The organism is Shewanella sp. VK101, from assembly GCF_056497865.1.
The window spans coordinates 3,218,208-3,232,887 of sequence record NZ_CM151402.1; the positions used below are offsets into that span (position 1 = coordinate 3,218,208).

General features: G+C 50.9%; 13 protein-coding genes. 3 read left to right on the forward strand and 10 right to left on the reverse strand.

The window, feature by feature from the left end; translation table 11 throughout:
- Window positions 1–406: 406 nt before the first annotated feature.
- Window positions 407–904, reverse strand: coding sequence for a transcription/translation regulatory transformer protein RfaH (gene rfaH / locus ACSHSR_RS14285; RefSeq protein ID WP_025011089.1), 498 nt, complete (start codon window positions 902–904; stop codon window positions 407–409).
- A 432-nt stretch (window positions 905–1,336) separates the two neighbouring features.
- On the opposite strand from rfaH, the gene ACSHSR_RS14290 reads away from it, so the two are divergent.
- Window positions 1,337–2,848 (forward strand): peptide MFS transporter, encoded by a 1,512-nt coding sequence (locus ACSHSR_RS14290; RefSeq protein WP_107006234.1) that lies wholly within the window; start codon window positions 1,337–1,339, stop codon window positions 2,846–2,848.
- Between the two features lie 241 nt (window positions 2,849–3,089).
- Here the strand turns inward: ACSHSR_RS14290 and ACSHSR_RS14295 are convergent, their stop codons facing one another.
- Together ACSHSR_RS14295 and ACSHSR_RS14300 are read right to left on the reverse strand one after the other, a co-directional pair.
- Window positions 3,090–4,196, reverse strand: coding sequence for a response regulator (locus tag ACSHSR_RS14295; RefSeq protein WP_335903855.1), 1,107 nt, complete (start codon window positions 4,194–4,196; stop codon window positions 3,090–3,092).
- A 79-nt stretch (window positions 4,197–4,275) separates the two neighbouring features.
- Window positions 4,276–5,046: an MlaA family lipoprotein gene (locus ACSHSR_RS14300; RefSeq protein WP_479630870.1), complete on the reverse strand. Its 771-nt coding sequence runs from the start codon at window positions 5,044–5,046 to the stop codon at window positions 4,276–4,278.
- Between the two features lie 216 nt (window positions 5,047–5,262).
- On the opposite strand from ACSHSR_RS14300, the gene ACSHSR_RS14305 reads away from it, so the two are divergent.
- Both ACSHSR_RS14305 and ACSHSR_RS14310 read left to right on the forward strand, forming a co-directional pair.
- Window positions 5,263–7,065, forward strand: a complete 1,803-nt coding sequence (locus tag ACSHSR_RS14305; RefSeq protein WP_479630871.1) for a hypothetical protein — start codon at window positions 5,263–5,265, stop codon at window positions 7,063–7,065.
- 15 nt (window positions 7,066–7,080) lie between these two features.
- Window positions 7,081–7,398, forward strand: coding sequence for an EscU/YscU/HrcU family type III secretion system export apparatus switch protein (locus ACSHSR_RS14310; protein ID WP_096141626.1), 318 nt, complete (start codon window positions 7,081–7,083; stop codon window positions 7,396–7,398).
- Between the two features lie 517 nt (window positions 7,399–7,915).
- On the opposite strand, the gene ACSHSR_RS14315 is transcribed toward ACSHSR_RS14310, so the two are convergent.
- From ACSHSR_RS14315 to ACSHSR_RS14345, 7 genes are all read right to left on the reverse strand, one after another.
- Window positions 7,916–8,326 (reverse strand): DUF2802 domain-containing protein, encoded by a 411-nt coding sequence (locus tag ACSHSR_RS14315; protein ID WP_025011082.1) that lies wholly within the window; start codon window positions 8,324–8,326, stop codon window positions 7,916–7,918.
- 34 nt (window positions 8,327–8,360) lie between these two features.
- Window positions 8,361–8,855, reverse strand: a complete 495-nt coding sequence (locus tag ACSHSR_RS14320) for a chemotaxis protein CheW (protein WP_025011081.1) — start codon at window positions 8,853–8,855, stop codon at window positions 8,361–8,363.
- A gap of 7 nt (window positions 8,856–8,862) precedes the next feature.
- Window positions 8,863–9,873, reverse strand: a complete 1,011-nt coding sequence (locus ACSHSR_RS14325) for a chemotaxis protein CheW (RefSeq protein ID WP_479630872.1) — start codon at window positions 9,871–9,873, stop codon at window positions 8,863–8,865.
- Window positions 9,857–10,648 (reverse strand): AAA family ATPase, encoded by a 792-nt coding sequence (locus ACSHSR_RS14330; protein WP_208140110.1) that lies wholly within the window; start codon window positions 10,646–10,648, stop codon window positions 9,857–9,859. The genes ACSHSR_RS14325 and ACSHSR_RS14330 overlap by 17 nt, the downstream gene beginning before the upstream one ends.
- Before the next feature lie 76 nt (window positions 10,649–10,724).
- Window positions 10,725–11,198 carry a membrane anchored protein in chemotaxis locus gene (locus ACSHSR_RS14335; RefSeq protein WP_345858765.1) on the reverse strand — a complete coding sequence of 158 codons (474 nt, stop codon included), beginning with the start codon at window positions 11,196–11,198 and terminating at the stop codon, window positions 10,725–10,727.
- Complete coding sequence (locus ACSHSR_RS14340; RefSeq protein WP_025011077.1) at window positions 11,191–12,339, reverse strand: protein-glutamate methylesterase/protein-glutamine glutaminase; 1,149 nt, start codon at window positions 12,337–12,339, stop codon at window positions 11,191–11,193. Before ACSHSR_RS14340 ends, ACSHSR_RS14335 begins: the two co-directional genes overlap by 8 nt.
- A gap of 20 nt (window positions 12,340–12,359) precedes the next feature.
- A complete protein-coding gene (locus ACSHSR_RS14345; RefSeq protein ID WP_479630873.1) occupies window positions 12,360–14,672 on the reverse strand; it encodes a chemotaxis protein CheA in 2,313 nt (770 codons plus the stop codon).
- Window positions 14,673–14,680 lie beyond the last annotated feature (8 nt).

Here is a 14,680-nt window from a genome sequence, read left to right on the forward strand (position 1 = left end):
CCCAGAGGGCTTCGGCGTTCACTAAGAATATGAAACTATTCATATTCTTGTCTTTCAGACACGCTACCGCCCATGGATTTCGGCCTCCAAACTGCCCTTTGCAATGCAAAAATTTATATTTTTTAGTAAGTTAGGAATGCCATTCAAATAAAATAACATTCCTACCCTGTACCGGTTCTTACTTTAACCGGGGATTATACCCCACACCAAGGTGTGACACAGATCGAAAAATGCCCAACTCTCAGAGCGCTGAGTAATTATTCAATTTGTATTCTAAAACAGGAATGGCTTGCTCAACCAGAATCCATAACAAATTGATTTCCATATAAAACGAAATCCGGTTTCAAGATCAACAAACGTTGGATTTGTGTAACAACGGCAAATATCTCACATACCAGATGGCTGATTACGCACATACGGCTCTGATTGCACTTTGTTCAACGGTGATGCTCTTATGCTGGCCAAGGAAGGTGAACAATACCTTGCAGCGGGTATCACCACACTTCTCTGCGAAAATTCCGTCAAAGTCTGCGAATGGCCCTTCGGTGAACTGTATTTTATCACCAGACTGCAGGGGCTTTTCTGTGATCAAAGGCGTAGCCAATTCACGTTGTTTAAGCTGAATGATCAGTTGTTCATCTATTGGCAGTAGTTTCTCGCGGCAGTTGACTAAATCAGCAACACCACGAGTAGATCTGAGCTGACGAACACTGGTCTGCTCAGGATCAAACTTGATGAATATATAGTTGGGGAACAGAGGTTGCTTACGAACGACAGTCTTGTTTTTCTCTTTTTTTTCGCTCCGCACCATCGGCAAATAAGTCTCCAGCTCTTGGAGCGTTAGATTCTGTTGTGCCCTCACTTCGCTGCGAGGTTTACAGTACAAAAGGTACCAGGCCTTCATGGTGTTCTCACTACTTGGTTTCCGTCGGGTGACGTCCTATCACAGCGGGCAATCATATCAGACATGAGTTTGCGATTGAAAGCGAATTTCAGACCGCGCCTTTACCCCACTTTAGTCTAATTGAAATTGTGAACTATTCCAGGACAGCTCCGACCACTACTAGCCTAACAATTGTTCACAAAGCAGCCGCCTCGGGGGCCTAAAATTGACTTTGTTGTTGAATCCAGAGTATATAGGGTGGGCTTTGTTGCTTTTGATGAACAAATTACAATACAGAAAACCAAAGCCTCAATCACAGCGCATTAAAAGATATGCCCATAACACTTTACAAAACAGTGTGATGTTAACGGCAATACAGCTGGGATAAAAACAATCGCTTTCTGTGTCGACTTTTGTCACACGGCCAATTAACAATTTAAGGTGGAAGACTTCATGAGCTTAGCAAAACCCAAGGGGACGATGCTCGGGCATCCCAAGGGATTGTTCCTGCTGTTTACAACAGAGCTTTGGGAACGATTCAGTTATTATGCGATGCGAGCCATTCTGGTACTGTATCTGGTTGATCAAGTAAGGACCCAAGGCGCCGGGGGTTTGGGCTGGAGTCAAGCCGACGCTCTGAAACTCTATGCTTGGTTTACAGGTTTAGTCTATCTGACACCACTTTTAGGCGGATGGTTAGCAGATAACATTCTCGGTCAACGTAAAGCGATTTATATCGGTGGTGCCTTGATGGCCGTAGGCCAGTTCACCTTGGCGGCACCGCACAGCTGGGTACCGGGAATAGAAACCATAGTATTTTATGCTGGTCTTGGCACTCTCATCATAGGTAACGGTCTGTTTAAGCCTAACATTTCAACTATGGTGGGCGATCTGTATGAAGAAGGTGATCATCGTCGCGATGGCGCCTTTACTATCTTCTACATGGGTATCAACTTAGGCGCGGCGCTTTCTGGTTTTGTCGTTGCCTGGGCCTATACCAACTTTGGCCATAAAGAAGTCATCGATGGTGTTGAAATTACTGTCAATAACTGGCAAGCCGGCTTCTTCTGTGCCGGTGTTGGTATGCTGATATCTCTGCTCATCCAGTTCCTTTTTGCTCAGAAGCTTTTAGGTGATATAGGTACAGTACCTGCGGCAAAGATTGAAAAACAACGTGCTGCCGAGCGTGGAGAAGTAAGAAAAGAACCACTAACTAAAGTCGAACGTGACCGCATTAAAGTGATCATGGTGATGGGTCTGTTTACCATCATCTTCTGGGCGGGTTTTGAACAGGCCGGTGGCTTGATGAACCTATTCACCAATGAGTTTACCGACCGCTTTATCGGTGCCTGGGAAGTGCCGACAACCTACTTCCAGTCGCTGAACGCCATTTTCATTGTGGTTTTTGCCCCGGTTATTGCGTCTATCTGGATCCGTCTGGGTAATAAGGAGCCTAACTCACCGGTGAAATTTGCCCTTGGTCTGGTTCTGTTGGCTATCGGCTTCCTGTTTATGATTGGTGCCGTACTGGAAATGGGTGGCGACGCCTCAGCCAAATCCAGCATGTGGTGGCTGGTTGGTGCCTACTTCTTCCACACCATGGGTGAGCTTTGTCTATCCCCTATTGGCCTGTCTATGGTAACCAAGCTGGCCCCTTTGCGTATCATGTCACTATTAATGGGCTTTTGGTTCTGCTTTATTTTTATCGCCAACTTAACAGCAGGTTATGTTGGTTCTTTTATCGGCCACGGTGGCGAGAAAGAAGAACAGCTGGCCAACGCCATGTCTATCTTCTCCGGCATTGCCATCACCGCAGCTATTTCCGGTGTGATCCTTTATTTCATGGCTGACAAGCTGGTTGACTGGATGCACGGCGCTGAAAGCAAAATCCATGATCATTCTGAAGAAGAAGCTCTGGAACAGGAAATGGCTGTAACCGGCGAGCACGAAGCCATTAAACGCTAATTCTGATATATACAAAGAAGGCTGCAAAATCTGCAGCCTTTTTTATTGGAATTTTTCACAGTTTTAAGTTCAAGCCAATTAAGCCTCAGTTTGAAAACCAGAAGGTGCTTTCTCTCACTATGAAAAATGGCACTCTTACAATGTCGAGACAAAACTAAAAGTAGTGAGACAAGCATCGGCTCTCCATTCAAAAACGACTTTAAACGGAGGCCAGAGAAATACCTAGTAGGCATTAAGGCCATTAAAAGGCCAGTTGCAGGAATCCACCTTGAGGTGTTTTAGGGTTAAAAGTCAGCCCCAGGAATTTATCTTGCTGAAGCAGCTGTCTGTGCTCTGCCTCACTGGTAACAATGCAGAGCCTTTCACCTGGCATTAAACTCCGGAACTGAGTCGTCGGCTTGCCCCACTCCAATAACCCCAGCTGCAGTGAATCTGCCAACGCCAGAGGTGTAAGACCATCCTGGTTACGAATGTAGCATCTCAGCCCCCTGCCCGCCTGGGCAATAGCCGCCCGATAACTATCAAGCTCAATCGCGATGTAAATCATATCGCAATAGAGATCCAGCCCCGACTTGACCAAACGATCATTCAAATAGCTGAGCATATTGAAAGGTTCTATCACCACAGAACTGACACCGTTGCGATTCAGTTTCAGCTTTTGATTGACGAAACTGCGCATCAACACGCTGGCAAAGGCGGCCCTGTTGTCTTCCGGGTGAAAGTGGGCCATGTACATGATGAGGTGGTTATTCCCAACCATAGCCGAGTCGATGAAGTAAGGGCTTACCTGCTCATGTTTGAACAAGCTATAGTCCAACCTGGCCTTGGGATATTCAATACGGCTTGCGGGGAATAGCTGTTGCTGTACACACCTGGCCGCTTCAGCGTTTTGCTCCAGCAGTGCCAGGTTTTCGTTCAACTCCATAAAGGAGAGCTCTTCCACATCTCGATTAAGAGTATTTTGTTCCTGCTCAGGAGCCGTAAGACACTGATTAATGGCGTGCTCTATGCTGTAGAGATCCGATACGGGTTTAACCAGATAGTCACTGGCACCAATCCGCAGCGCCTCGACAACATCGGCCATAACCTGGTTTCCGGAAATCACAATGGAAGGAATGGCAGGGTTGATACGCGACATGGCTTTAAGCATTTCCAATCCCCCCATTCTGGGCATGGAGAGATCGGCTACAACCACATCATACTTTTGGCTTTTAAAGCTATGCAGTCCTTGTTCACCATCCTCGGCTTCAACAACATTAGCGCCTCTCCCGGTAAGAAAGGCGGCAACGATATTGCGAAAGACGGGATCATCCTCAACCAGCAGTACATTGAGACTGTTCAGCGCCATGGTCAATTCCCCGCAGGTTTCAATCGCCGGTAACGAGTGACCGTATCAACCACCTGCGGGTAAGCAAACAGATGGTGGGTTACTCCAGTTCCTGCATATATTCATCAAGCAACTCGTCTTCGTCCTCATTCGAAGGCACATTGCCATCGTACACCTTATAGTCCATGTGCTGTATATAAGCGTCTTTAACAAAAGTGTATGGATCGAGCGCGTTGTCTACTAATCTTTCTTGATCTATGGCAACAGAACGGGCGTGGAGATTCTTCAGGCCCCACTTGATAACTGACTGCCACATAGTTAATTCTGACAATGGAAAGTATAGACCATCCACCCAATCTGAAGCGAGTTCACGGGTGACGTAGGGGCCGAAGAATGGCGCCATAAAGTAAGGACCATTGGGCACTCCGTAGTAACCGAGCACTTCGTTGAAGTCATCTTGTTTACGGGGCATCCCCATCATATCGGCGACGTCAATCAAACCAAGCAAACCCACTGTCGAGTTAACGGTAAAACGGCCACCGGCATTCAAGGCCCAACCCCACTTGCCCTGCAATGTGTTGTTGACCAAGCTGTGGGGCTCTTCCAGGTTGAGAACAAAATTGTTGAGACCTGACTTGACCGGCATAGGCACATAGTCGTTGTAACCATGAGCAACCGGACGATAGAGAAATCTATCCAGATACAGATAGTTGAAGTCCCACATGACACGGTTGAACCCTTCTATCGGATCTCGCGGGTCGTTATAACTGATGCGCACATCCTGTGTATTGTTGCTTTCGCCACTCCCTGCAGCCACTGCCGAATGCGCACTCAGGGCAGCCATAACCATCAGAATCCATTTAAACTTCATATTGCTCTCTTTGTAAAAGTACCGCTGTAATCCAACCGAAAAACAGTTAAAGCTTTGATTACCATAGGCCGATAACCTGAGTATACCTATGGCGACAGTCAAATTTCTGTCTAATGTCGATTTGGACGGATAAGGATACTTCGCTGTGGAAATAGATCAAATTTAAATTTACGATTGCCTACAGATAAAGCAACTTGAGGAGTGGGGTTTGCAACAATGGATCCAGTGAATGGTACAATCCCCCCCTCAGGGTCAAGCCCAACTCCTCAAGCAAATGCATCCATCCCTCTGCTTCCGGTAACCACAGTCGATGTGGGTAGCGAGCTCAGACTACAACTGCAAAATGCACAGTATCAATTGCAGCTTGCTAATCAAGAGTCCAACGCTCAAGCCAAAGCCCTGTTGCATCAGGCCAATACTACACTGCTGGAGCTGACTCGCCCCTTACCGGAAATCGTTCAGGGCAAAACAGCCCAATTGCTGTTGCTGGCCGGTGAAGTCCAGATAAAACTGCCGGACGCTTTGATGCAGCTGGCAGCCAAAAATGGCATCAGTCAAACAGCACTGCAGCAGTTGGCAGCCAGGCCACAAGGTTATCCCTTACCCATGTTGACTGTTTCCCAGGGTGAAATGCGTTTTGCCAATGGTACAAGCATAGCCTTCCCACCGCAGTTACAACTACCTGCCGGAGAATACGTTGCCAAAGTTGTCAGCAACAATCATGGGCTACAGCTGCAATTAAGCCCCATCAATGCCAGATTGGAAGTAAAACTGACGCCAGTAGCAAATCTGCAACCCGCTGCCCCAACACAGGAAAGTGAGCAACTGATAACCAAGCCGGAAGTCGCCCAAACCTACGCCAGGTTGATAAAACTCCTTGAGCAGCAACCCCAATCCCAAGCGCAGCAAACCCAAAGTAAAGGGGAATCAGCACCATTGAGGGAAACGGCGGTTGATCTCAAAGCAGGCTTGTCTCAAACAGTTGCCAGCGGCAGCAAGTTGCCAGCTTCTGTCTTATCTCAGTCAACACAAACAGTTGATAATGCCCAGTTGCAGCAACCGAAAAATGCCCCGCTGCCGGGGACAGATAAATTCAGTAGCCAAGTACTTCAGCAGGCGGCTCAAGCCAATGCAGATAAGCCTGTTGGCACAAGTGCATCCAATAAAGTTGCCGGCGAAACGGCCAAAGCGCCCGAGCTGAACTTTCTCCAGCGCGCCTTCAATAAGGCCGGCGCCATGCCAAGGGCTGAGGCTATGACACTGGAGGTCAAACATAACCTGGCCGCTGAACTGCTCAAGCAATTGCCGGCACTGTCGCCTGTGCCCCTGAGCGAGCTGACAGAGCCGTCCCAACTTCGAAGTGAACTGCTTGGGCTCACAGGGTTGCAACTGACCGGTCAGCAAACGCAATCCCAGCCTTCAACTCAAGCCAGTGCCATTACCACCTTGTTTCAGCTGTTGCTTGGCGTTAGGGCTGGTAACCAAAACCTGAGTGTTCCGCAACGCCTGAAGCAATACCTGGAAGGACTTCAGAGCCGGTCTGGCCTGCAAACTCATCAGTTAGCTTCACTGGAGAAGAGCGGCACTCTGGACGCGCTGCAGCAGATGTCCCAGGCTGTCGCCCTATACCAGCAAGCCAATACAGACAATAGTGGCCAATGCTGGTATTTCATGCTGCCCTACTATCTCAACCAAAGAAACGAACAGTTGGAAGGCAAATTCGAACACAACAATCAGGATAAGGACGCAGACAAAGACAAGGCCTGGCAGTTGCAACTCAAGTTTAATCTGGGAATGGGCTCCTTGCTCGTCAAGGCGCAGGTGAAGGATACCAAGGTCGACCTGCAGTTTATCGGCAGCACCCAGGCGCTGATCAGCAGGGTCAGCAACTTCCTGCCCCCCTTGTCACAAAAGCTGGTTCAGTTAGGACTCACTCCCAATGAATTGAACGCCCACGTTGCCCCTGTGCCGGCCACCCTGTTGCCCGGCGATCACTATCTGGTGCAACTGAAAGCCTGAGGAAAGACTATGTCCATGGATTCAAACGACAAGCAAGCCAAACCTCGTCAGGCAGTGGCCCTGAGTTATGATGGCAAAACTGCGCCCAAGATAACGGCCAAGGGCCAGGATCTGCTTGCAGAAGAGATCATTGCGTTAGCACAAGAGGCCGGGGTTCATATACATCAAGACCCTTACCTGAGTGACTTTCTGCAGATGTTGGAACTGGGGGAAGAGATCCCCAAGGAGCTCTATCAACTAATCGCCGAATTGATAGCCTTTGTCTATATGTTGGACGGGAAATTTCCCGAGCAGTGGAATAACCTGCATCAGAGAATTGTCGACAAGGCTTAGGGAAGGTGCGAACAAGTCCCATGCGTGCTCTGCGTCGGCTTACAGGCTTGGATGCAAGGCGTGGTTCGCAGCAAATGGCCCTAGTCCTTTGCAAGAAGCACAACACAGCAGGCAGGCCTATAAGCCACGCCCTTCGGGGCTTTCACAGCAACAGGCTCTCTGCGTTATCCGACTTTGACAGGCCCCGGCATGCCTTCAGTCAGATGCCTTGAACGCCAATTGCTGTGCAAGCCAGAGTACCACGAGGACTTATTCGCATCTTCCTTAGGGAATCCGACTTCGACAGGCCCCGGCATACCTTCAGTCAGATGCCTTGAGCGCCAATTGTTGTGCAAGCAACTTTCTAAACAAGAGAACCCCACGAGGACTTATTTGCTTTGCACCTTCCTTTAGTAACGGATAACACAGACAAGCCGTTACCCTGAGAGCCAAAACGGCTTGAGGTTTCTCGCATTCCTTTCAAATAGAAACAGAAAGAGCGCATCTCAATGCGCTCTTTCTTTACTCAGACAAAATATCAAGCCCGGGCCGTTTTACCGTGCAGACGGATCAAGAGTTCAGCTTCCGCCTTGGGCAACTCGCACTCGCGGATCAGTTCATCGACACCGGCTCCCAACTGCACCATCTTCATGGCCCTGCTGTAAAGCTTGGCCTGAGGGTCCTGCTGCATCGATTCATCGAGACGGGCATTTTGCTGCGCGAGGCGTTTCTCAAGCTCCAACACCCGCCGGCCAACGCCTATGGTGCCACTACGCAGTTCTTGCAACTCCCGCTTGAAGGCATCTCTTTGCCTGTCGCTTTCCTTGACCAGAACAGTTAACGCCTCAACCTTGCTTCTAAGCTTGTTGCTTTGTTTTTGCAGGTACAGCACCAGTCCGAGACAGGCAATGACATATACCAGCGCAGCGATAAAAAAAACATCGCCCATCATCGGTTAAAACTCCTTTTCCCGCAAAAGCCTATCAGATTTGCGCCAACTCGGCCCATTCATCATCTGACAGCAGCTTATCCAAGTCCACCAGGATCAGCAGTTCGTCGCCACGGTTGCTGACACCCTGAATAAACTTGGCACTCTCTTCGGTTCCCACATTCGGGGCGTTATCGATTTCAGAGCGGCGCAGATAAACCACTTCGGCCACACTGTCGACCAGAATACCTATCACCTGCTTTTCCGCTTCAATAATCACGATTCGAGTAGAATCGTCCACTTCAGAGGAGGGCAAACCAAAACGTGAGCGGGTATCAATAACGGTAACCACATTACCGCGCAGATTGATGATCCCCAACACATAATGAGGAGCTCCCGGAACCGGAGCTATTTCGGTATAACGTAATACTTCCTGAACCTGCATCACATTGATGCCATAGGTCTCGTTATCCAGCCTGAAGGTTACCCACTGGAGAACGGCATCGTCCTTGCCTCCGGATACCGCTGCTACATTTCTTGAATCAGTCATATTTACCTCAGTCTATCGGATCCTGACAACCTAACCCGGCATTGAGCATTTCAATCAATGCCTGCACGTGCAAAATGCCACACATTTGTTCTTTCACTACTCCGGCCAACCAGGGGCGCTTACCTTCACTGCCACGCCAGTTGACCTGTGACTTGTCAATCTTGACCGCATTGACCAAAGATTCACAAGCCAAACCCCAATTACTGTTCTCTAATACTACAAGATATTGATAATTTACGGATTGCGCCAGTTTATCATCATATTTTTCCGGCATAACCCAGGCGCAGGTATCAACGATATTCAGCTGAGAGTCCCGATAACCCTGAACCCCCATAAACCATCCTGGCCGCCCAAAGATATGATTGATGCGCTCTATTCTGACTATGCCGCCCAGGCTTATCAGGGGCACGGCCAGCGTGAGTCCCGCCACCTTGAAGAACAATACTTGAAATTCATCTTCCAGTTGTTCCTTGAGCGGTTCTATAGGTGCCGCCGGCGCGCCAACTTGTGTCTCGAGCTTAACCTGTTCCAGAACCTCAGGCTCAGTCACCTCTTGGACTTGAGTCTGCTCGCGCTGAGTCGCATCGGTCTGAGTATCCACCTGTCCGGTTATGGCCTCGCTTTGCAGCGAGGCAGCTGAGATGGTTTCCGACTGAGTTTCTGTCGGCATCTCTGTATGCGTTACCTCGGCAACCTGCTCTTTAAACACCGGCGCCAGTAGCTGTTCCAGCGCATTACGGTCGAGTCTCGGCTTATCTGGCTCTGCCGGGTATTGCTTGGCAGTACCGTCCGGTCGAGAAAGCGGCGCTTTCTTGGGTGCCGTATCAACTGGCACAGCGATATCGTCCCGTAACCTAGACGTTGCCGGCGGAGTCTGCTCAGTTCTTGCCTCAACTACAGCTTGCGCTTTTTGTTCAGGCTTAATCGCAGATTGCGCCTCGGATTTAACCTCGGGTGCCGGCTCAGTCAGCAGAATGCTGAAATAATCAAAAACAGTTTCATCAACCGATTTTGACATGGTCAAACTCCCCCGCCAGCAGATAATCCAGCAAACGCTCGTAGGCCTTCACTCCGCGCGAGCTTGGGGCATAGTGGGACGCCGGCAGATGGGCCAAACTGGCGTCGCGAAACTTGGTATCCACAGGGATCACATCCGGCCAAAGCGTGTCGCCGTAAACCTCACCAAGATGTTGCAGCGCCGCAGGTGAAGCCTTGGTACGTCTGTCATACATGGTTGGCACTATGGAATAACTGTAGCGGGTCTTTTTCGAGCGCCCCATCAGTTCCATGGTTTTAATCATTCTATCCAGGCCTTTAATCGCCAAAAATTCGGTCTGAACCGGGATCACTATGTGTTGGCTGGCCGCCAGAGCATTGACCATCAATACACCCAGCACCGGGGGACAGTCGACCAAGGCAACATCGTAGTCATCCTCAATCGACTTGAGAATATTACGCAGCACCAGCCCCATCCCCTCTTGATGACCAAGGGCACGATCCAAAGTGGCCAACGCCATGGTTGCCGCCAAAAGATCGACTCCCTCAACAGATGTGGGAACCGCGTGTTGCTTTACCAAAGAGGTATCAAGATTCTTATGAGCCAGAAAGAGATCATACAGTGAACCGGGCACCTCTTCCGAATCTATGCCCAGGTAATAACCCAGCGAAGCATGGGGATCTGTGTCTATCATCAGAACCCGCTGACCACGCTTGGCCAGTGTGCCCGCCAAACTGGCAACTGTTGTGGTTTTGCCCACTCCGCCTTTTTGGTTTGCAATGGTCCAGACTTTCACTTTCCGCCCCTTATTCTCGCCTTATCGGCCAACTAGTGTAACGAGCCACTATTATTGTCGTTCTTGTCTTGTACGGCTACTCATTACCCTCTTCACGGGTAGTGACACGGATCCCACCGTGAGGTAAACGTATTACTTTTACGCCATTTTCCAGCTCTGTCACCCTGGTATCTTCAGTCTGAGCAGGCAGTGGCACTGCGGCCCCAGCGTCGCCCGGGGTTCTCTCTGGTGAAATATCACCCGACGGGACTGACAATTTGGCTGAAGTCGGAGCCTCTGGCCCCGTCCCGGATGTCACCTTAGGTCGAATCACATCCAATAAGGATGCGGTCTGTTGTGGGTGACGACTCATCCAATCGGCAATAACCGCGGCCTGTTCATCCGGCACCATCAAGAGGACCTGGGACGATTCAAGCTGGGCGACTTTCTCACTCAGTTGCCGATTTTTTTGTCGTAAGTCCCAGTAAAGCGCCGCCACTACCACCAAGGCGACCAAAAACAAAAACAGCGCCAACCGGTATCCCAGCAGGCGCGTCTCTTTGTCAGCCACGAGCCGATTCTCTCAATATCGCCTCTGCCATATTATCCAGTGAGATAGACTGGCTGGAGATACCGGCCGCCGTCACTGCCTGTGGCATGCCATAAACGACGCAAGAGGCTTCATCCTGGGCCCAGATGGTGGCACCAACACCTTTGAGCATGCGCGCACCTTCTCGGCCATCGGCACCCATCCCCGTCAAAATAACCGCCAGTACATCTCCGCCAAAGGCCTTGGAGGCTGAAGCAAAAGTGATATCGACACAGGGCTTGTAGTTCATCTCTTCATTGCCGGCAAGAATTTTAATCCGGCCTCCGGCGCCGGAGCGCTCGAGCATCATCTGCATACCACCGGGCGCGAGATAGGCGCAGCCTGGTCTGAGCATATCGCCATTGACCGCTTCTTTGACTTCTATCTTGCACAAGCCATTGAGCCTGCTGGCAAAGGCCGGAGTAAAGGCTGCAGGCATGTGCTGTACCAATAAGATGGGATGCGGATAATCTGCCGGAAACTGGGTCAAAATTCGCTGCAATGCCACAGGGCCGCCAGTGGATGTGCCTATAGCCAACAGCTTGTATTGTTTACCACTGGCTCTGGCAGGGGCCGCACCGCCGCTGCGCCTCACCGGCTGGCGACTGGCGGCAGCACTTTCAGCTGTGACGGCTTGACGCTGCAGAGTGCCTGGCGCCGTGGGTCGGCTTGGGGTGGTTGCCGGCGTAGGCGCCACACTCGGACGGACTATAGGGCGGAATATACGCCTGCGTCCCAACGCCTTGACTCTTTGCTGAAGCAGTCGAATCGCCTCGTCCTTGTTGGTAGCAATGTCCTCAAAGCGTTTGGGCAGAAAATCGAGAGCCCCGGCGTCCAGCGCATCCAAGGTCGCCTTGGCTCCATCATGGGTCAAGGAGGAAAACATCAGGATAGGTGTCGGATGAGAGGCCATTATCTGCCGCACGGCGGTAATCCCGTCCATGACAGGCATTTCAATATCCATGGTAATCACCTGAGGCTTGAGCTCGGCGGCCAGTTTAACGGCTTCGGCGCCGTTATTGGCCATACCTATCACCTCAAGCTCAGGATCCTGATTGACTATCTCGCTGACACGTCGTCGAAAGAAGCTCGAATCATCGACAACCAAAACTTTAATGGTCATTTAAATCCTTATACGGCACTTCAACGCTTGGATTTGGCGTAGTGCTTCAATAATCCTGGTACATCGAGGATCAGCGCGATTCCGCCGTCCGACGTAATTGTGGCCCCGGCCATGCCCGGTGTGCCATGCAACATGGAGCCAAGAGGTTTAATTACCACCTCTTCCTGACCTATCAGGGCATCTACCACAAAACCTATCTGCATGGTGCCAAGCTGAACTATGACCACATGGCCATGTTTCTTGTCACCATGCTGGAAACTCATCGGCTTACGGCTGAGCCAACGCTCAAGATAGAAGAGTGGCACAGCTTTGTCCCGAACGATCACTGTCAATTGCCCATCTACAATATTGGTCTTGGTCAGATCCAGATGGAAAATCTCATTCACGCTGGAGAGCGGCAAGGCAAACACCTGCTTGGCAACTTCCACCATCAGAGTGGGCATAATCGCCAAGGTTAAAGGTACCTTGATCTCCAGACGGGTGCCTTTACCCTTGACCGAGTCGATATGCACAGAGCCGTTAAGCTGAGTAATACGGGTCTTGACTACATCCATCCCAACACCTCGGCCGGAGATATCAGAAATCTCCACCTTGGTTGAGAAGCCGGGAGCGAAGATCAGGTTATAGGCTTCCTGATCGGACATTCGGGCGGCGCTGTCTTCATCCAGCACACCACGACTTATGGCAATCTCTTTGAGTTTGGCAGCGTCCATACCGGCGCCGTCATCCTCAATTTTAAGCAGGATATGGTCACCTTCCTGACTGGCCGCCAAAGTAATAACCCCGGTTCTGGGCTTACCATTGGCCTCGCGCACATCAGGCATTTCAATACCGTGATCCACTGAGTTACGCACCAGGTGCACCAGAGGGTCGGCAAGGGCTTCAACCAGGTTCTTATCCAGATCCGTGTCTTCACCTATCATCCGCAGATCTATCTCTTTATTGAGACTGCGGGCCAAGTCGCGAACCACCCGAGGGAAACGACCGAATACTTTCTTAATCGGCTGCATCCGGGTCTTCATCACGGCACCCTGCAGATCGGAGGTCACCAGATCCAGGTTGGCCAGCGCCTTGGACATCTCTTCATCTTCGCGGGATATCCCGAGGCTGACCAAGCGGTTACGTACCAATACCAGCTCACCGACCATATTCATGATCTCATCCAGACGAGCCGTATCTACCCGAACAGTGGTTTCCCCCTGAGGCACACTGGTCGCAGCCTTGGCTGGAGCTGTGTCTTTGGCAACAGCAGGAGCCTTGGCCTGAGGTTTGGCAGCCGCTTTAGGTGCCTCGACTTTGGCAGCTGCTGGAGCCGCCTTCGGCGTAGCAGCGGCATTCGCTGCCGGTGCTTTGGGTGCGGATGCTTGAGATGCAGCAGGCGCTTTGGCACTTGCATTACCCGCAGCAGGCTCTGAACCACTGGTGTTAGCGCCAGGACCGGCGCCTTTACCGTGCAACTCATCGAGCAGCTTTTCAAACTCATCATCGGAAATTTCATCGGCATCGACACTGGCAGCAGGCGCTTCCTCTACGGCACTGTTGGCCGCGGGTGCGGCAGCAAACTGGCCTTTGCCGTGCAGCTCATCAAGCAACTTTTCAAACTCATCGTCTGTAATGTCATCGGAAGAGGTGTTGGCAGGTGCACTATCGCTGGGCTTGGGAGCATCACCACTCGGGGCCGGTGTACTATTGGCAGAAGGTCCCTTGCCTGAACCATGCAGGGCATCCAGCAGGGCTTCAAACTCGGCTTCATCGATTTCATCTATGCTGCCTTCAGCCCCTTGGGCCGAGGCCTTGGGTGCTTCAGGAGTTGGCGCGGCCGGCTCATCAAACAGTTCCACACCGGCGCTGTCGAGCATGCCGTCAAACAGCTCATCAACACTCTCATCGCTGGTTTCTGCTACAACAGGAGTTTCCTCCTGAACCTGCTCGGAGGGCAAAGGCGCCCCTGAACTGAGCAACTTGAGTTTGTCCAGCAAGACTTCATCCGCGGGCTCTTGCTCCTGACCGGACTGAGTTTGGCCGAACATGGTATTTATACTGTCGAGCGCCTGCAGAATGATGTCCATCAATTCAGAGCTGACGCTGCGCTTACCGGTACGCAACAAGTCGAAGGTGTTTTCTGCCTCGTGGCATACATCCACCATGGGGGCCAATCCCAGGAATCCGGCACCGCCTTTGACCGTGTGAAATCCCCTGAAGATGGCGTTGAGCAGATCCGTATCTTCCGGATTGTTTTCCAGAGACACCAACTGTTCCTGCAACAGCTCTAGGATCTCGCCTGCTTCAATTAAAAAATCCTGGAGTATCTCTTCATCAACATCAAAGGCCATTAAATTGA

What these genes read in the sequence shown, in the direction of transcription:
- ACSHSR_RS14320 (WP_025011081.1), bottom strand. Translation starts at nt 8,855, where the DNA reads ATGACTGATTCAAGAAATGTAGCAGCGGTATCCGGAGGCAAGGACGAT.
- rfaH (WP_025011089.1), bottom strand. Translation starts at nt 904, where the DNA reads ATGAAGGCCTGGTACCTTTTGTACTGTAAACCTCGCAGCGAAGTGAGG.
- ACSHSR_RS14345 (WP_479630873.1), bottom strand. Translation starts at nt 14,672, where the DNA reads ATGGCCTTTGATGTTGATGAAGAGATACTCCAGGATTTTTTAATTGAA.
- ACSHSR_RS14305 (WP_479630871.1), top strand. Translation starts at nt 5,263, where the DNA reads ATGGATCCAGTGAATGGTACAATCCCCCCCTCAGGGTCAAGCCCAACT.
- ACSHSR_RS14325 (WP_479630872.1), bottom strand. Translation starts at nt 9,873, where the DNA reads ATGTCAAAATCGGTTGATGAAACTGTTTTTGATTATTTCAGCATTCTG.
- ACSHSR_RS14340 (WP_025011077.1), bottom strand. Translation starts at nt 12,339, where the DNA reads ATGACCATTAAAGTTTTGGTTGTCGATGATTCGAGCTTCTTTCGACGA.
- ACSHSR_RS14295 (WP_335903855.1), bottom strand. Translation starts at nt 4,196, where the DNA reads ATGGCGCTGAACAGTCTCAATGTACTGCTGGTTGAGGATGATCCCGTC.
- ACSHSR_RS14310 (WP_096141626.1), top strand. Translation starts at nt 7,081, where the DNA reads ATGGATTCAAACGACAAGCAAGCCAAACCTCGTCAGGCAGTGGCCCTG.
- ACSHSR_RS14315 (WP_025011082.1), bottom strand. Translation starts at nt 8,326, where the DNA reads ATGGGCGATGTTTTTTTTATCGCTGCGCTGGTATATGTCATTGCCTGT.
- ACSHSR_RS14300 (WP_479630870.1), bottom strand. Translation starts at nt 5,046, where the DNA reads ATGAAGTTTAAATGGATTCTGATGGTTATGGCTGCCCTGAGTGCGCAT.
- ACSHSR_RS14290 (WP_107006234.1), top strand. Translation starts at nt 1,337, where the DNA reads ATGAGCTTAGCAAAACCCAAGGGGACGATGCTCGGGCATCCCAAGGGA.